The sequence below is a fragment of the Sodalinema sp. genome, assembly GCF_046483825.1.
Taxonomy (GTDB): domain Bacteria; phylum Cyanobacteriota; class Cyanobacteriia; order Cyanobacteriales; family Geitlerinemataceae; genus Sodalinema.
Genome location: NZ_JAWOCL010000119.1, coordinates 1 through 17,231, shown reverse-complemented (window position 1 = coordinate 17,231; position 17,231 = coordinate 1). Strand labels below are relative to the sequence as shown.

General features: G+C 52.1%; 16 protein-coding genes. 2 read left to right on the top strand and 14 right to left on the bottom strand.

Features of this window, described 5'->3' with window-relative positions; translation table 11 throughout:
• Nucleotides 1–557: 557 nt before the first annotated feature.
• The 13 genes from R6U67_RS07645 to R6U67_RS07585 all read right to left on the bottom strand — a co-directional run bounded on the left by R6U67_RS07645 (nt 558) and on the right by R6U67_RS07585 (nt 14,850).
• Nucleotides 558–2,243 (bottom strand): hypothetical protein, encoded by a 1,686-nt coding sequence (locus R6U67_RS07645; RefSeq protein ID WP_410251992.1) that lies wholly within the window; start codon nt 2,241–2,243, stop codon nt 558–560.
• A 19-nt stretch (nt 2,244–2,262) separates the two neighbouring features.
• Entirely contained in the window at nt 2,263–3,234 is a 972-nt protein-coding gene (locus tag R6U67_RS07640) for an ABC transporter ATP-binding protein (protein ID WP_410251991.1), read from the bottom strand.
• Between the two features lie 69 nt (nt 3,235–3,303).
• On the bottom strand, nt 3,304–4,284 hold the full coding sequence (gene mdh / locus R6U67_RS07635) for a malate dehydrogenase (RefSeq protein ID WP_410251990.1): 981 nt from the start codon (nt 4,282–4,284) through the stop codon (nt 3,304–3,306).
• 120 nt (nt 4,285–4,404) lie between these two features.
• Nucleotides 4,405–4,632, bottom strand: coding sequence for an NAD(P)H-quinone oxidoreductase subunit O (locus tag R6U67_RS07630; protein WP_410251989.1), 228 nt, complete (start codon nt 4,630–4,632; stop codon nt 4,405–4,407).
• Between the two features lie 47 nt (nt 4,633–4,679).
• Entirely contained in the window at nt 4,680–5,561 is an 882-nt protein-coding gene (locus R6U67_RS07625; RefSeq protein ID WP_410251988.1) for a DNA-formamidopyrimidine glycosylase, read from the bottom strand.
• Nucleotides 5,562–5,731: 170 nt separating this feature from the next.
• Entirely contained in the window at nt 5,732–7,342 is a 1,611-nt protein-coding gene (locus R6U67_RS07620; RefSeq protein WP_410251987.1) for a 2-isopropylmalate synthase, read from the bottom strand.
• A 93-nt stretch (nt 7,343–7,435) separates the two neighbouring features.
• Nucleotides 7,436–7,957, bottom strand: coding sequence for an NYN domain-containing protein (locus tag R6U67_RS07615; RefSeq protein WP_068789395.1), 522 nt, complete (start codon nt 7,955–7,957; stop codon nt 7,436–7,438).
• Nucleotides 7,958–8,391: 434 nt separating this feature from the next.
• Entirely contained in the window at nt 8,392–9,030 is a 639-nt protein-coding gene (locus R6U67_RS07610) for a response regulator transcription factor (protein WP_410251986.1), read from the bottom strand.
• A 113-nt stretch (nt 9,031–9,143) separates the two neighbouring features.
• Nucleotides 9,144–9,626, bottom strand: coding sequence for a (2Fe-2S) ferredoxin domain-containing protein (locus R6U67_RS07605; RefSeq protein WP_410251985.1), 483 nt, complete (start codon nt 9,624–9,626; stop codon nt 9,144–9,146).
• Between the two features lie 85 nt (nt 9,627–9,711).
• Nucleotides 9,712–12,042: an IMS domain-containing protein gene (locus R6U67_RS07600; RefSeq protein WP_410251984.1), complete on the bottom strand. Its 2,331-nt coding sequence runs from the start codon at nt 12,040–12,042 to the stop codon at nt 9,712–9,714.
• 430 nt (nt 12,043–12,472) lie between these two features.
• The gene (locus R6U67_RS07595) at nt 12,473–13,549 is read right to left on the bottom strand and encodes a glycosyl transferase (RefSeq protein WP_410251983.1); all 1,077 of its coding nucleotides are present in this window, start codon (nt 13,547–13,549) and stop codon (nt 12,473–12,475) included.
• A gap of 95 nt (nt 13,550–13,644) precedes the next feature.
• Nucleotides 13,645–14,334 (bottom strand): hypothetical protein, encoded by a 690-nt coding sequence (locus R6U67_RS07590; protein ID WP_410251982.1) that lies wholly within the window; start codon nt 14,332–14,334, stop codon nt 13,645–13,647.
• A gap of 9 nt (nt 14,335–14,343) precedes the next feature.
• The gene (locus tag R6U67_RS07585) at nt 14,344–14,850 is read right to left on the bottom strand and encodes a hypothetical protein (RefSeq protein ID WP_410251981.1); all 507 of its coding nucleotides are present in this window, start codon (nt 14,848–14,850) and stop codon (nt 14,344–14,346) included.
• 174 nt (nt 14,851–15,024) lie between these two features.
• Here R6U67_RS07585 and R6U67_RS07580 point away from each other — a divergent pair, with 174 nt between their 5' ends.
• Entirely contained in the window at nt 15,025–15,849 is an 825-nt protein-coding gene (locus tag R6U67_RS07580) for a dual specificity protein phosphatase family protein (protein WP_410251980.1), read from the top strand.
• Nucleotides 15,850–15,875: 26 nt separating this feature from the next.
• Nucleotides 15,876–16,787: a DMT family transporter gene (locus R6U67_RS07575; RefSeq protein ID WP_410251979.1), complete on the top strand. Its 912-nt coding sequence runs from the start codon at nt 15,876–15,878 to the stop codon at nt 16,785–16,787.
• 34 nt (nt 16,788–16,821) lie between these two features.
• Here the strand turns inward: R6U67_RS07575 and R6U67_RS07570 are convergent, their stop codons facing one another.
• On the bottom strand, nt 16,822–17,064 hold the full coding sequence (locus R6U67_RS07570) for a type II toxin-antitoxin system HicA family toxin (protein ID WP_410251993.1): 243 nt from the start codon (nt 17,062–17,064) through the stop codon (nt 16,822–16,824).
• Nucleotides 17,065–17,231 lie beyond the last annotated feature (167 nt).

Genomic DNA, 17,231 nt, shown 5'->3' with positions numbered 1-17,231 from the left:
AGGCGAATAAAGTTCAGTGTGCCTTCTTTTTGTTCTTTGGCAATATTTTCGATTAGCAAAAACAAGCCGCCAATGACTAGAGCGATGATGGCGATCGCACTCAGAGTCTGAGAAATGTCATACCACCAAACATGCCAACCAATGAGTAAATTGCCGCTGCTATCTTTCAAGCAATCTAACTTAAAATTACTCTGGGAAAAGGGGTCTGATGACCTGAAATACATGACACGTGGATAACAATAGTCGTTATGGTTGTTGCTGGTGGGGCCAGGCAATTTGGCGAAGTAGAACAGCAAAACTAGCCCCTGAATGAGTAGTGATCCAGCTATAGATAGTACAATTTTAGCGGGTTTGAATCGTCCTTTGATTTCCCGCATGAGCTGGGGATTGCTGTTACTCAATTTATCGTACAATCGATGATTCATGGCGATTACAATCTAGAGGTTGGGAGGCTCGTTTATGACCAAGTTCGAGAAAAATGTCTTCGAGGTTGTCGTTTTTGATGAGGAAAGCAACCACACTGGGGTTTCGATTCAGGGTGGGGTGGGGATTCAGTTTTAACGGCTTGCTGATGTTGAACGGTTGGCGGCGATCGCGGGACGGTCGATGAGTTGTTTTAACTCAGACTGGCCCGCTCGTTTGAGTTGTTTGGTCAACAGTCTCAAACTCATCACAATAATGAGGGTTTGTCCCAACAAGGTACTGACGGCGATGGGGAGCAAATCGGAGTTGACGGCCAGAAATGGACTCGGCCCAAAGCCAAGCATTAACCAATAGGGAAAACTCTCCCCCGAGCCATGACCCAGAACCAGTAAAACCAGAGGAGGTAAGCCAATGATTACCCCTAACACGACAGGAAGCACCCATCGCTGTTTGCTGAGTTTACTCAAAAAGAGCCATTGGATGACAATACTGTAGATCCAAAGCCAGCCACCCACGATACAGAGTCCCAGAATCGCCAAAAGTTTACCGCTGCTATCCCAAATGATATCCTCCGTCTTCCAGAGGGCGATCGCCACCGCTAAGGTCATAATCGACATCAGCATATGAATACCCAGAGCTACCACAGAGGGACTTTTATCTCCCCAGATTAAGTCCGCTCGTAGTGAAGAGCGAGGCTGTCCGGGTTCCGAGGTTAGAGTCTGGCGATAGCGTGCCCAGTCTTGTAAACTTTGACGATTGGGGGATAGGCTTAAGGCCAGGGTTAGAAAAACCGGTAGCAGGAAGATGCTATAGACCGTTAAGAGATTGATGACGAAGCGAGGGCTAACGAATGATTGAGTTGGACTCAGACCACTCAACCAAAAGCCGAGAACATAAAGGTTAGCGATCAGTCCTAACTGGTAGCTTTGCTTTTTCGTGAGTAGGGTGGCGTAGGGTTTTTGATAGGATCGCTCGATTACCTTGAAGAGATAACTGTTTAAGACCAGAAGCGAAACAATGACAAAAGCTTGACAGTAGATCGGCTTCATGCCTAGTGATAATCCCCACCAAATTGCTTCAGATGTGGGCTTAGCAAACTTTCCGGGTGGGAATAACGTTTGCAAAGTAGACAGGTAGGAACTGCAAAATAGCCCGCCCAGTGCGACTCCGAAGACTAGGGCTTGTTGGCCACCTTTAATCGCATACAACGCTCCGAGTAAATAAATGGTTAATAGACTTAAGCTGATGACGCCATAGAAACTAATCAAATCCCTTAAAAAATAGCCTCCTTGAATGGCAGAAAATCCATGCAGGGGAATCATTACGGCAATGCCAACGTAAACTAATAGGGGGACCCCCAGAAGTTTGCCGACAATAATTTTATAACCGCTTTGAGGACTGAGGCGAATAAAGTTCAGTGTGCCTTCTTTTTGTTCTTTGGCAATATTTTCGATTAGCAAAAACAAGCCGCCAATGACTAGAGCGATGATGGCGATCGCACTCAGAGTTTGACAAATGTGTTCCCACCAAAGAGGCCAACCAATGAGGAGATTGCCACTACTATCTTTCAGGCAATCTAAGCTTCGGTCATACACCCAGCGGTCTTCCCTGGAATACATGACACTTGGGTAACAGTAGGGATTGCGGTTGTTACTGGTGGAAATCGGTAGTTTGGTCAAAAAGGATAGCAGAACTAGCCCCTGAATGAGTAGTGAGCCGCTTATAGATAGTCCAATTTGGGCGGGTTTAAATCGTCCTTTGATTTCCCGCATGAGCTGGGGGTTGCTGTTACTCAATTTGTCATACAATCGATGATTCATGGGAATTGAAATTTAGGGATTAGGAGGCTTGTTGATGACCTAATTTGAGAAAAATATCTTCGAGGTCGTCGTTTTGAATTTGAAATTGGTAGAGGTTGACTTGAGCTTTGATGAGTTGTTTTAAGAGATTAGCACTGTCACGATCGCTCCCTTGAAAATGTACGGTGATTTGCTGGTTTTTGACCGTCCAACTCTCGACGTTGGGGCAGTTCCTCAGTTCGGCGATCGCCCGGTTTAAACTTTCGGATAACTCGTCTTCTAGTAGGTGGATTTGAATATATTGCTGACTCAGACGGCTATACAACTCCTGAATGGAGGTACTTTCGACGAGACAGCCGAGTTCCATAATGCCGATGGAACTACAGAGTTGGGCCAAATCCGAGAGAACATGGGAGGAAATCAGCACCGTCATCCCGGCTTCACGGACGACTTGGATAATGTCGCGGAACTGTTGCCGCGCGATGGGATCTAAGCCGGAGACTGGCTCATCGAGGAGCAGTAAGATGGGTTCATGGAGAATCGTACGTCCGAGACTTAACCGCTGTTTCATGCCTCGGGAGAGGGTGGAAATGAGGCTGTCTCGTTTGGGAATCAGTTGTACGAGATCGAGAATCTCTAAGAGACGACGCGATCGCTTGGGTTCTCGTAATTCATAGAGACGGGCAAAATAATCGAGATAGTCCCAAACGGTGAGATCATCATAGAGGGGAAAATCATCGGGAAGATAGCCTAAATAGCGTTTTAAGCGCGGATTTGGGCGACTGAGATCTAAGCGTTCTCCGTGAAAGTAAATTTCGCCGATGGTGGGTTCTTCGATGGCCGCCAACATCCGAATTAAGGTAGTTTTGCCGGCACCATTGGGGCCAATCAGTCCATAGACGTCACCATAGTTAATCTCTAAGTCAACTTGATCGACCGCCAGATGGCGATCGAACTGTTTACTGAGATTGCGGGTGGCGATCGCGACCTCAGGCGATCGGATCTCGTCCATGATGTCATGCCCAATCGTGAAGATTGAGATCTAAATGATTTAGGGTCTTCGAGGTCGTTTTGGAGAGTCTCAACGCTGACGGGTGAGAAGCTCCTGAGCGATCTCGATATTTTGGCGAACCGTCGTTGCGGAATCGAGAAGGGCCTGCTGTTGCTCCGGTTCTAAGGAGAGTTCCATGACGGTTCTAACACCCTCACGCCCTAAGTGACAAGGAACACCGAGAAATAGCCCCTCAATGCCATATTCCCCTTGCAGATAGGCGGCGGCACTCACGAGACGGTTGCGATCGCACAGAATGCTCTCTACCATCACGTAAATGGAGGAGGCGGGAGCAAAATAAGCTCCTCCCCGCTGCATCAGTCCGACGATTTCACTCCCCCCATGACGGGTACGTTCCATCAGTCGCTCAACGGTTGCAGCGTCCGTCATCTCTGGGAGAGGAACCCCTTTCACGGTGCAATAGCGGGGTAGAGGAATCATCTGCTTGCCATGATTCCCTAAAACCAGAGTTTGTACATCTTGCATCGAGACTCCGAGTTCCATCGCGATAAAGGCTTGCAATCGCGAGGAGTCGAGAACCCCTGCCATCCCCATCACTCGTCGGGGGGGTAGTTCCGTGGCTTGCCAAACCAGATATGTCATCACATCGAGGGGATTGGTGACGACGATAAAAATGGCATTGGGGGAATAGGCGATCGCCTGTTTAGCCGCGTTGACGACGATGGCAGCATTGGTTTTAATTAAATCACTGCGATCCATCCCAGGAGTCCGAGGCCGTCCGGCTGTAATGACTACCACATCCGAATCAGCGGTATCGGCGTAGTCATTGGTGCCGGTGATGCTGCGATCGTGTCCCTCCAGTCCTCGGGCCTGCATCAGATCTAAGGCAATCCCCTGAGGCCAACCCTCAATGATGTCTAACAGCACCACATCGGCGAGGTTCTTTTCGGCCACTCGTTGAGCCAGGGTACTGCCAACTTTGCCGGCCCCGATAACGGCGACACGGGGCTGGCGATGGCTAGAGACTGGGGTTTGAGAGGAAGACTTCATACAGAGTTAGCGATGGGGGACGGTTCCAGACTTAATTCTGCCATGTCTTGAAGGGGGGAATGTCCATGCTGAACAGTCTCGAACCGCCACCTGGAGGCTGTGATGGGCCGCTTCACCTCCTTACTCAAAGGCTTCGAGTTGTTCTAAGGGAAGCCAAACGTTGGGCGTAGGAACAATGCCAAACTTGATTAAGGCATAGTCACCCTCGGTTTCGAGGATTTCGCCCCGTGTCTCGAAAATATAGCTCGGAAAGCGGTTGTCACTGGCGGTGGCTTCGACGCTGTTGGCAAGCTTTTCGCGGACGACACGGACAAAGGAGCCGCGTTTGAGTTTCTTCGCAGGTGCCATAAGGGGTGATCGTGAGTCTATAGGTACAGGTCTATCGTTTGACCATTTTAGGGCGTTTTGGGGTCTGGCTGGCAGCAGGGACAGAAATGGGACGATCGCCCCCCGAGTTTAATGCGCTCAATGGGGGTACTACAGTGGCGACAGGGTTGCCCCTTGCGGTTATACACCCAGGCCATTCCCCCATAGTTGCCGTTAATCCCGTTTACATCACGAAAGTCCCGCAGGGTGGTTCCCCCCGCTTCGATCGCCTGCCCGAGAACGGTGATGAGTTGCGATCGCAGGCGATCGATCTCGTCTGGGGTGAGTTGGCTACAGAGACGGGTTGGGGGAATCCCACTGAGAAATAAACTTTCGTCGGCGTAGATGTTGCCGGTTCCCGCAATAATGGTTTGATCGAGAAGAGCCGTTTTGATGGGTTTGCGGCGATTGCGGAGGGTATTGATGAGGTAGTCGCTGGATAAGGCCTCGCTGAAGGGTTCCGGGCCGAGACTCAGCAGGCCGGTGATGATGGTTTCGGGGGCGGTATCGGGAGGAACCCACCAGATGCGGCCAAAGGTGCGGATATCGACGAAACGCAGTTCGCGATCGCCCTCGAAGAATAACCGCACTCGGGTATGTTTGGCTAGGGGATCATCGGGGTGACACCAGAGGAGTTGCCCCGTCATCCGCAAATGCACACCCAGCCAACCGGCGGCTGTGGGGATGAGGCGATCGCAAGGCTCATCGTCACCGAGTTGCGCGATCAGATATTTCCCGCGTCGATGCCAAGTGCGAATCGACTGGCCACGCAACCCCTCGATAAACTCGTTAGCCTGAGTGGGACTGGCCAGACTACGATTCAGGAGTACAGCGCCTCCTAGGATTCGTTGCTGGCAGGTATGGGCATTTAAGCCACGACGTACAGTTTCAACTTCAGGAAGTTCTGGCACAAGTCGCCTCGCTAGGGAGTGTTTGGGAACAGGGAACAGGGAACAGGGAACGGGGAACGGGCAAGAGGCAAGAGGCATAACCCACCCCTAACCCCTCCCAAGAGGGGAAGGCAAGAGGCAAAAGGGTAGGGGCGTACCTTTGGTCGCCCTCTAACCCTTCCTATCCGGTGCTACACTCGCGACGTAACCGGGGTGCCTTGGGGGATAACGCGAGGATTTTGCAACGCCTCATAGAGACGATTGAGGGCATTGACATAGGCATGAGCCGAGGCCACAATCACATCCGTATTCGCTGCATGGCCCGAGAAAATGCGCCCCTCATAGCGTAAGCGAACCGTCACCTCGCCTAACGCATCAATCCCCGCCGTCACCGAATGCACCGTGTATTCAATCAACTCATTGGGGATATCCACAATGCGGTTAATGGCTTTATACACCGCATCCACCGGCCCCGTTCCCAAGGCCACATCCAGCAATTCCTCACCATTGGGACCCCGCAAACTGACCGTCGCCGTTGGACGAGCGCGATCGCCGCAGGAGACTTGCACCAACTCTAACTTATACAGTTCAGGGGGTTGCTGGATTTGGTCGTTCACAATCGACTCTAAATCCCAATCGGTGATTTCCTTCTTCTGATCCGCGAAGGCTTTGAACTTGAGAAAGGCTTTATTTAACTCCGTCTCCGACAATTCAAACCCTAACTCCTTCAAGCGAGTTTTGAAGGCATTGCGTCCTGAATGTTTGCCCAAAACAATCTGATTATCGGTCAAACCGATGGATTGGGCATCCATAATCTCATAGGTCATGCGGTTCTTGAGAACCCCATCCTGGTGAATCCCCGACTCATGAGCGAAGGCGTTGGCCCCAACAATAGCTTTATTGGGCTGCACAAACATCCCCGTCAGGTTCGACACCAAACGAGAAGTTTTATAAATCTCGCGGGTGTTGATGTTCGTTAAAGCGTCTTCCGACTCCACCGGGCGACCTAGGAAGGGATTGTAATACTGACGGCGAACATGTAACGCCATCACCAACTCTTCTAAAGCCGCATTTCCGGCCCGTTCACCAATCCCGTTAATCGTGCATTCGAGTTGACGCGCGCCGTTTTTCACCGCTTCTAGGAAGTTGGCCACCGCCAACCCTAAATCATTGTGACCATGAACAGAAATCACCGCCTGGTCGATGTTACGGACATTCTCAGCAATACCGCGAATCAAGGCGCCAAACTCGCCGGGGGTGGTGTAGCCGACGGTATCGGGGATATTGACCGTTGTGGCCCCCGCGTCAATCACCGCTTCCAAGACCTGATACATAAAATCCGGGTCACTGCGGGCCGCATCTTCCGGGGAGAACTCCACATCCTCGGTGAAGGTTTTAGCATAGGCCACCATCTCCGGGGCGATCGCCAACACCTCCTCGCGACTTTTGCGCAACTTATGCTTGAGATGAATATCGGAGGTGGCGATAAAAGTGTGAATGCGTTTGTGGGCGGCGGGGGCCAGGGCCTCTCCGGCGGATTGGATATCCCCTTGGGTGGCCCGGGCCAAGCCACAAATGGTCGGGCCGTCGGGGGTTCCCACCTGTTCAGCAATTCCTTGAACCGCCTCGAAATCACCGGGGCTGGCGAAGGGGAATCCGGCTTCGATGACATCCACCCCGAGGCGGGCCAGTTGACGGGCGATGGTCAACTTTTCCTCTTTATTGAGGGTGGCCCCAGGGGACTGTTCTCCATCCCGCAAGGTGGTGTCAAAGATGATAATGCGATCGGGCTGTTGGCTCATAGGATACCTCGGTTGTATCAAGGGTACTCGAAACGGGTCAACCCCCAGAAAGCCGAGAGTTTGGAGAGCAACTCCCGGCGTGGGGGGAAAGAGTTAATAGTCTAGTTTCTCTATTTTGTCGCGAATTTCGTTGAGGTCAATGTAGCGATCGGTGGCGTTACGCAATTCACGAGCAATCATCCCCTCGGTGGAGACCACAGTGATGTGGGTATTCTTGGAACGTAGCAGTTCGATCGCCCGCTCGAAGTCTCCATCTCCACTAAATAGCACAACTCGGTTGTACTGATCCACGGTGTTAAACATATCTATAACAATTTCAATGTCCAGATTGGCTTTTTGGGAATAGCGTCCAGAGTTGTCGTCGTAATATTCTTTGAGGATTTTCGTGCGTACCGTATAGCCGAGGCTGATCAGGGCATCTCGGAACCCCCGTTGATCTTGGGGATCTTTTAGGCCGGTGTACCAGAAGGCGTTGACGAGGGTGGTATTGGTGTATTGACTTCTGAAATAGTCAAGAACCCGCCGAGGGTCAAAGAACCATCCGTTTTTTTGTTGTGCGTAGAACATATTATTCCCATCCACAAAAATGGACAGGCGATCGGTGTCATAAATCATTAATGCTATACCTGGCTTTGGTTTAGATGTAAAAAGTTAGGAATCAATGGGGTGTAAACGTTAGATAGAAGTTCAGGCGACTGTTTGACGATAGACGTCACCAGAAATGTCATTAGAGACGTGATCAGGTTCATCTCAGGCCAATCTCGGCCATTGATATTGACCGTACCGGATTGGACTCACCCTTGAGACCACACTCGGGTCGCTCACTCGGGTCGCTCCTAGGGGTTATCCGTCGCTGACGGACTCCACAGGGGTTGATCTCGTCCGCACTTTAGACCCGCACTTTAGACCCAAGAATGCGATCGCACGAGAACCGCACTCTCTAGCTTAACATTTCGTTAAACTTTTCCCCCTCCAAGGGGTTAGTCATGGGTCCGGTGAAGACTCCAGCGAAGACTCAATCAGCGCTTGATCTCGCTGAAGCCAGGAGATTAAACCATATTGGTTTCAATCGCCCAGCGTGCCAGTTCCGTGCGATTATGCAATCCGGTTTTGCCGAGCATATTCGACACATGACTTTCAATGGTGCGCTGACTCACCTTCATTTCCAAGGCAATTTCCCGATTGGCCATTCCCCGTGCTACCCACTGAACCACCTTCAGTTCCGTCGGTGTCAGTTCCACCCCGGAGCGAACCTTCAGCGGTGGCGCATTATCATGACCGGAAAACTTGCGGGCCATCAGACGAGCCGCTTGTTGTAGAGACGACTCCACTTGAGCCACCAATTCATCGGGTTCAAAAGGCTTGACCATATACACGTCTGCCCCCGTATTTAATCCTTTAACCCGATCTTGGCTTTGCCCTTTAGCCGAGAGAAAAATCACGGGAACCCAGCTAGTACGGGGATTTTCACGCACTTTTTGGACAAAACCATAGCCGTCCATTTCCGGCATCATGACATCACAAATAATCAGTTCCGGGATTGTTTCTTCTAAAATATCAAGGGCTTCTCGTCCATTTTCGGCTGCGGTCACCTCGTAACCGCGAAACTCCAAGAAATCTTTGACCAATAAAATTAGATTCGGATCATCATCAATAAGAAGTAACCGTTTGGGTGTGGTATTTTTCATAGGAGACTGTCAATATCAAAAAAATTGCTTGCTGTTTTGGCACAAGGGTTCGAATAACACCATTGCTTATTTTAGCTTATTCCTTTCCTTAGGAGTACAAGTCCTGCCGATTCTCAGTCGTCGGACGAGGTTTGTGGCCGGGATGGCTCTTGACTCGGGGCGGCTGAGGATGGCCAAATGACATACTCCTCAACAATGCGATCGCCGATGAGATGCTCCTGAATAATCCGCTCAAGCACTTCAGGCGTAGCGTGACGATACCAAACCCCGTCGGGGTAGACTAACAGGATCGGTCCTTGAGTACAAACCCGAAGACAGTTAGCTTTCGTCCGGAAGACACAGACCGATCGCTCATCACCGCTGCGATCGAGCTGCAACTCCTTCAGGCGGCGTTTGAGATAATTCCAGGCCGCCACTCCCGCCTCCTTAGAACAGCATTTCGGCTTGGTTTGATCAGCACAGAGAAACAGATGTCGCCCAATACGGGGGATATCGAGAGCTTCGAGACATTGGCGTAGCGCCGTGGGGTCACGACAGACGGACGAGTCCGCCGGGGTCTCAGGTGCAGTTGAGGGGGTAGGCTCACTTATGGACATGACAACAGATATCGAGGCAAAGAAAACCGGGGTTCACGGATCCCGCACTTTAGTGTAGCGGATTGGCTCCCCTAGGGATGGCATTTCACCGAAGCGACCAGTCTTCTATCTTCCACTCCCCATCCACACGAACTAACGTATAGAGGACCGTGAGGGGATCTGACCCCGTAGAATTGATGGTTTGTCCCCCTTCATAAAGGGTTCCGACTTCCTGCACGATCGCCTCAACTTGAGCCTGATCTGAAGTCTCATCGGCCAACTCCACCGACTGCACCGTCACCTCATGCTGGTCATACTGCCAATACCAACCGTCGCGCCGCGCCTCCTCAGCCCGGCGTTGCCATTCGCTCAAGGCTGGCCCCGTTAACGCCGTGGCTAAGCCATCGAGATTATGGTCGGGGCCAACGGCCTCAGATTTGACCGAAAGCCAGCGTTCAATGGTGGTTTCGGCCACCTCACGACTCAGAGGCGCATCGGCATCTGGCGCCGGTTCGGGGTCTGGGAGTTCAAACAATGGCTCGCTGAGGCTAACATCAGCCCCATTGTCATCAAGTTGCGGTCCCGAGATTCCCAACAACGCCGCCAACCCACCTAAGAGACTGCTTAGGACAATCCATAACAGCACCAGGGCCAACAGACCTCCTCCCATTAAGATGAGCAGGCGATCGAGTTTCACCCCCCCTCGCCGCGATCGCGTAGAGGGGCGAGTCGAGGAGACGGAATCTCGCCGCCGTCGCCGTCGTGGTCCAGAAGCCGAGGGGGATGGGGTCATCGGATCAGGGGGAGCGAAGGGATTGGCCCCCGGAAAACGGGGAGTACTCACGGAGGTGCGTCCTAGGGAACCAGCGTTCTGAGACGGGGACAGGTCCCAGGACGGACGGCTACGACTGATTGAACCCGTCGTTTGGGAGGATTGAGGCGATCGCGCCCAATGCGTTGCGCCATCGCTGGCACTATGGCTCGTCTTCTGGGTCGTACCCTCATCGCCCTGACTCGGGCTGTAGTCCAGGGCATTCGCTCCCGCCAAAACTGGCATCGAGTCCGTGGGTGGCGGTAGAGCCGTTTGGGTGGCCGAGACCACCCATTGGGCCGAGTCTTCGCTTTCTGGAGGCAGATTTTCCAGATGGGTTTGCACGCGAGGATCTGCGAAATAGTCCTTCAGGGACGCCGTCAGACTGGTTAAATCGCGGAAATGAGGAAACACCTCATCCTGAAGCCATCGTTCTCCATAGAGGCACAGACCGGGCAGTAAATCGGGAGAGCCTTGAGAATGCTCCTGAATAAAGCGGATGGGTTCATCTTCCTGGGACAGTTCTAAGGCTCGACTGGCTTGTTCGGTTTGTCCGAGTAGCAGAGCGCAGACGGCTTGTTCGAGATGAACATCCTGACGGCGGCCGAGTTGAACGAGCAGCAACTTAGCGCGATAGATGAGTCCCGGTTGTCGTTGGGCAAACCCCCGGCCAATCAAGGCATAGACGGCTAGATAGGTGGCCACAGCCGAGGGGCGACGGGCTTCGAGTTCAAAGAGAAGCTGCTGTTCGGCCGCCGTCGTGTACTGACGCAGTTGTTGAATGAAGCGCAGAAAGTCATCGACATCTAAGCCAGAACCATCGTCGCCGGTTCCATCGACTCCACCGCGTTCTTGCAGCATCTCCCGCAGTAATTCTAAGCCTCGTTGTCGTAGGGTTTCTTCATCGAGGGGTAGGGCTAGGAGTTCGAGAATCCGGTAGGGACGGAGTTTTTGCAGGTCGTTTTGCATTTCACCGCGCACTTGGGGGAACAATCCTTCTCGTAATAGCAATGCTTGTCCGGCTTCGAGGGAGGAGGCGGCGTTTTCATATTGCCGTTGTTGCCATTGTTCTCGTCCCATTTCCAGGTACGCCACAGCAACGGTCAGAGCGATGTCCGAGCGGAAGACGGTTTCGCCAGCAACGCGGCTGTCGGAGGTGCGCTGGGATAGGTGGGGACGACCGAGTGTGAGGACGCGATCGTATTCTCCGAGTTCTAGGAGAATCGCTAAGGCGCCGACGAGTTGATGGGTTTCAATTTCAAGGCTGGGACTTTGGCTGATACGAGGGGGAGCGATGGGGATCATGCCGTTGCGATCGCCCTGGGGGGAGACGCTCAACTCCTCTGAGGCTGAGTCGAGGTGGTCTGAGTCATCGGCGTCATCGGCCAGATCGCTTTCGTCGTAGGTTTTGCTCAGAAATAGGCTGTCGTAGCGGGCGCGGCTCTCGGCATCGGCTAGGACGCTATAGGCTTCGTCAATGAGTTGTTTGCGTCCTTCAATGGCCGCCTCGGAGTATTCCCGACGCGGCAACTGTCGCGAGCGATCGCGATAGGATTGCTGGATTTGCTCGGCGGTTGCCTGGATGGGCAAGCCCAAAATACGGTAGTAATCGAGTGGAATTAGCACGATGCTCCACTTCCCCTAGGGTGACGTCTTGAAGGATTTGATCTGGCAACGAGGGCAGCCTCACCCACAGATTAACCTATCCTATAGCAAAAGTTGGTCTGAATCGTACAAAAAATAGGGGATAAGAAGGCAAGAGGCAAGAGGCAAGGGAAGGGAACAGGGAACAGGGAACAGGGAACAGGGAACAGGGGATAAGAAGGCAAGAGGCAAGAGGCAAGAGGCAAGAGGTCGGGGATTCTCTCCCAACTCAGAGTGTCCTAAGCCAATCTTCGATTGCTATATCTGAAGATTTGAGTTTGACTGCACTTTTTTCTTCACCGTTGTCATGTGAAATGAGGCTCTCGACAGGCATTAACCTGTGTTCGGTCGTTGTTGACCTATGGGCTTTCGCGTCGCTTGTGAGGCTTAGGATGGGGGATCTTTAGCATAGTTAGGCAAAAAAGTCAACCACCGCTTGGGCGATCGCCTCGTTGCCATCTTTCGGCAGTTTGGCGGTTTGTTTGGCAGGGTTGGGAGCGTCTCGCAGAAACGGCCAATCCCCGGCGAAGAAGTCCGCATGGGGGATAATTTGATGCTGGCCCCACTCCTGAATCCCATCGAGGAGAATTTGGGCTTCAGCAAAGCCGTCGCGAGTCACGGAAACTAGGGGAACATCGAGGCGCAGGGCTTCGGCGAAGGTACTATACCCCGGTTTGGAGACGACGCGATCGCACAGGGGCATCACATCAACCGGGCGATAGGCTGAATCAAGGATTTTCCGCAAATTGGGCAAGTCGGGGGCGTTGCGATCAAACGTGAGAAATTGCCAATCGGCAAAGTCTCGCAGACCGTGATAGGGCAGGGCCTGTAAGCCTAAGCCGCCGAAGGTGAGGAGAATGGTTTTCTCACGCGGGGCGGTTAGGGAAAAGGTGTCACGTAGCTGCGCCTCGCTGTACTTGGGGGTTCCGCCGGTTAACCCCACATCGCTGATGTTGGTAAACGCTGACATCGGTTCATGGAGGGGAAGACGAAACAGGCGATCGCAGGCCCCAAAACACTCGCCAATCCAATCGGCAATCTCGACAAATTCCCCACCCCAAGGGCGATAAATAAAATCCCAGCCAAAGTTACTCATCATCCAGCCCGGAACCCCAGCATAATGAGCAATTTTAGCCGCGAGGGGGGGAATATCTGCCAACACTAATCCGGCCCGATTCAGCTTAATAAAATTCACTTCCCCGGCGATGATGTCATGATGTCGCCTTTGGATATCCCGCAGCTTCTCTAGGGTGGTAGTTTTATCCATATTGAGGCTATCGGCTTGAATCACCCCCACATCCAAGGCGCGAGGGCGATAGAGATAGTCGCCCGGAATGTAGGAGTCGAGAAGCCAGCGGGGGGCGGTTGTCACCATGGCGATGAGAATCTCGGGGTTGAGACGTTGGATGGTAGCGGCCACGGAAGCTGCGCGAACGGCATGGCCAAAGCCATGATTGGTGACGGCGAAGTAGAGAACGGGGCGTGACATAGATTTTGTTTTTTGTCAATAGCTTGAACAGCTAAATTTTTGGGATTTAAATAATGGTTAAATCAGGTTCAGAAGAGGTGACCTCTGTTTAACGATCAATGGCTTTTTAAGAGAGTTTGGAACAGCCAGCAACTGAGGGATGATCCTAACCCAGCACTGGCTAACCCTTGGATAAGGATACCGAGTTGTAACCCAAGGAGAGAGATTGACTTATTGAAAGAATAGGCGGCTGTGGTCTGGCGTTGCGAGGTTGAGGCTTTATCGGAGGTTTCATGAGATGAGTTTTTTGCGGTTTGATTGGCGGTTTGATTGGCGGTTTGATTGGAACTCGATAGGATTAAGACTGGCAAAAATACCGTCAAAACAACAGTAATCATTACAGCCAGACATCGAGACATCAGCCAAGGAATGAGGGGTAAGCCCCCGCTTCCCTGGCGGTAGAAAAACATAACTAGAAAGGCACCGCTGACGCTACCGAGATAGAGAAAAAAAGGCACAATAATGGGAAAGAATATAAAGCCATAGGCTTGAGATTGGCTGAGGGAGGAGTTCAGAGAATTGATGAGGCTGACGGCTGTGGCTAAGACGGCGATCGCAACGATGGCCATCCCCAGTAACACAGCGAGAATCGCGAGACTGGCGGACAACCCAGACGTGGTGGCCTGAATGGCGATCGCCATAGCGGCCAATCCAGGTACAACCAGCAGTAGTAGGATAATGGATGAGATAATCTGATTGAGTTTGTCCAACGTCTCGCCGTTTATGGGGTGTTGATTGGCTGACACGCGATCACCTTAGAGGGTATTATGGAGGGTGTCTAGGAGTTCAATCATTTTTTGTTGGACAGAGGTATGAGTATATTCATCCTCAGGATGAGGCGATTGTCCAGGTTTTTGAAAATAGGGGCGATCGCCGTAAATTTGTCCCCATTTAAAGTCAACTTGGCGGACAAATTCATACAAAACCTCTGAATTGCTGGTAATGGACTTGAGGATTTTCTCTAGGGCAATTAGAGGCTGGTCAATATGTTCACTGACACAGCTATCTTGTTTGACCCAATCTTGCAAAACGGCTTTTAAAGCGCCAGAAGAATCTCGCAGATGTTTATCAATAAATCCATTGATTTCTGTCACCGCCCGCAGCAAAATGGGGACGGGTGACTCGCCTTTAAAGAAGTTATTTCCTTCGGCGGCAATGGCATCCGCGAGGGTGAATTTACGACCCAGTAAACGATCTTGGCGCAGGTCGTCATCGGAGAGGTTGGTGTCGGGGTTGGGAGTGGGTTCAGGTTGAGGATTCATGACAGTTAGGAGGGATGAAGGCAAATGGCCGAGACCATCTACCGCCAGTTTAACAGCCCGAACTGGGGCGATCGCCCCCAGTTTGGTTCAGTTGGGGGTGCTTTCCTTTGGGATAGGGGTGTAGGATTAGGGAGGCGATCGCCTCTTGCCCCTAGCTATCCCTGTTGTTGAACCATGTCTAAGCCCCAGTTTGCCGAAGTTGTTGAGATTCAGCCCCCCCTGGGCGATCGCCTACGGCGGTTTATGCTTGAACGCTTTGGCGCAACTCTGACGTTGCGTAGCAGCATCCCCCCCGAACGGCTTACCGTACAAATGTGGACCAATATCCCCAGCAAGTACAACAGCGAGGGAGACTGGTACGCCATTGATTTGCCCTATCATTTCACCCTAGAGGGGGTTCACCACTTCGAGGGGGCGTTTTTCCCCACCAGTCAGGGGGAGTATGCCTATACCTATCGCATCGGCGATCGCCAACAACCGGGCCTCTGGCAATGGCTGGGCTATCCCCACAATGACGGTTTTCTCAGCGTTCAGGAACCCTCGGATTTAATGCCTTGGGCGCAGGGTCCGAGTTGTATTCGTATTATTAGTAATCTCTATATTGGCAACTATATTGCCGCCTCTCAAGCCGACAAATTGGGGGTAGATGCAGTTCTAAATATGGCGGAGGAATTAGCTTTATCCTATCCGCCCCAAGCCAAGATAACCTATCAAAAACTTGGCACACCGGATGGCGCAGAAAACACTATTTCGGATGACATTTTAGTCAAATCTGTCAATTGGCTCGATGAGCAACGAGCGGCAGGAAAACATAAGATTATGGTCAACTGTCGCGCCGGAATTGGGCGTAGTGGTTCAGTGATGGTGGCGTATTGTTTTGCGAAACATCCCACTTGGACCTATGTGGAAACGGTGGAATATGTTTGGAGTCGCAAGCCCAACATTTATCCCCATCGCCACTTACAACAGAGTTTAGAACGGCTATTTCCGCGCCAATAATGGCGTCATGAATGGCGTAATTAACGATGATAAACGAGTGGATTTTGACCTATCGCGGCGAAGTGGCGGCGTTGCTGTCGGCGCTTTTGTGGGCGATCGCAGCGGTTCTCTATCAACAGGTGGGCGATCGCATCCCACCGTTACAACTGACGTTACTGAAAGGGGTGATGGCCATTGCCCTGATTCTGCTCACTCTGCTGCTGCGAGGAACAGGCTGGCCTGAGATTCCGGGGCGATCGCTGCTGCTGTTAGCCGCCAGTGGTGGGGTCGGGATTAGTTTAGGCGATACCGCCTTCTTCTACGCCCTCAACCACCTCGGTTCCCGGCGCACCCTCTTATTGCAAACCCTCTCCCCGGCCATGACCGCCCTAATTGCGGCCCTAGTTCTCGGGGAACTCCTAGCCCCCCGTTCCGGGATTGGTATGATGCTAATTCTCTTGGGGGTGGCCTCCGTGATTCAGGAGCGCGTTAGCCCCAGCGCCGCCACTCCCCAGGCTCAATTTCCCTGGCAAGGCTTAGCCTGGGCGTTTCTGGCGGCGGCGGTCCAAGCGGGAGGGGCGGTTCTCTCGCGGGCGGCCTTAGCTGAAACCGATGTCAGTCCCCTATTGGCGGCCTTAATTCGCCTAGTGGCGGGACTCGTCTTTTTGCCCCTTTGGATGGCGGCCAGGCCCCGTTCAATCAAGGTCACTTGGACACCAATTGCTTCGGGGCGCACCTGGGCCATGATTGGGGTAGCGGCGTTTCTGGGAACCTATTTAGCCATTTGGCTGCAACAAACTTCGCTTAAGTTTGCCTTGGCGGGGGTTTCACAAACCTTGAGTGCGATGAGTCCAATTTTTGTGCTACCGTTGGCGGCCTGGACCGGCGATCGGCTTAGCCTGAGAGCTATTCTGGGGGCGGTGATTGCTGTGTCAGGGGTGGCGTTGTTGTTTTCGTGACCATCATTCTGAGGACTCTGGTTCACACCACTTATCATGACCGGGACCCTAAAAATTCTTCAACCGTTAGTTCGATGTCACTGGCAATTTGCCGTAGCAGTCTGGGAGAAATATCACGCCCCTTATGAAATGGAACAGTTGTTCCCCGTCCATCTGCATGACGAAACTGCTTGTGTGAACCCTTTTGACGGACTTCTACAAAACCGAGATGTTCAAGGAGACGAACAACCTCTTGCGGTTTGAGGACAGGAATGTTACGGGAAAATAGCGGGAGCATGAAAGCCTCCATCTTTTAAGTGGGGGATGAAATGCGACACGAGCGGTTTTAACCGCCGTGATGTTAATTTCTTTCCGTTGTCAATTTAGCGTTAAGTGCGCTAAACTAAGTTTATTCTGTCAAACTTAGCGTAAATGTTTGTCTTAGAATTTAAGGTTGAGGCTAAA

Bases quoted from the DNA above. Each gene is read 5' to 3' on its own strand.
- R6U67_RS07645 (WP_410251992.1), bottom strand. From the start codon at position 2,243: ATGAATCATCGATTGTATGACAAATTGAGTAACAGCAACCCCCAGCTC.
- R6U67_RS07640 (WP_410251991.1), bottom strand. From the start codon at position 3,234: ATGGACGAGATCCGATCGCCTGAGGTCGCGATCGCCACCCGCAATCTC.
- mdh (WP_410251990.1), bottom strand. From the start codon at position 4,284: ATGAAGTCTTCCTCTCAAACCCCAGTCTCTAGCCATCGCCAGCCCCGT.
- R6U67_RS07630 (WP_410251989.1), bottom strand. From the start codon at position 4,632: ATGGCACCTGCGAAGAAACTCAAACGCGGCTCCTTTGTCCGTGTCGTC.
- R6U67_RS07620 (WP_410251987.1), bottom strand. From the start codon at position 7,342: ATGAGCCAACAGCCCGATCGCATTATCATCTTTGACACCACCTTGCGG.
- R6U67_RS07615 (WP_068789395.1), bottom strand. From the start codon at position 7,957: ATGATTTATGACACCGATCGCCTGTCCATTTTTGTGGATGGGAATAAT.
- R6U67_RS07610 (WP_410251986.1), bottom strand. From the start codon at position 9,030: ATGAAAAATACCACACCCAAACGGTTACTTCTTATTGATGATGATCCG.
- R6U67_RS07605 (WP_410251985.1), bottom strand. From the start codon at position 9,626: ATGTCCATAAGTGAGCCTACCCCCTCAACTGCACCTGAGACCCCGGCG.
- R6U67_RS07595 (WP_410251983.1), bottom strand. From the start codon at position 13,549: ATGTCACGCCCCGTTCTCTACTTCGCCGTCACCAATCATGGCTTTGGC.
- R6U67_RS07585 (WP_410251981.1), bottom strand. From the start codon at position 14,850: ATGAATCCTCAACCTGAACCCACTCCCAACCCCGACACCAACCTCTCC.
- R6U67_RS07580 (WP_410251980.1), top strand. From the start codon at position 15,025: ATGTCTAAGCCCCAGTTTGCCGAAGTTGTTGAGATTCAGCCCCCCCTG.
- R6U67_RS07575 (WP_410251979.1), top strand. From the start codon at position 15,876: ATGATAAACGAGTGGATTTTGACCTATCGCGGCGAAGTGGCGGCGTTG.
- R6U67_RS07570 (WP_410251993.1), bottom strand. From the start codon at position 17,064: ATGCTCCCGCTATTTTCCCGTAACATTCCTGTCCTCAAACCGCAAGAG.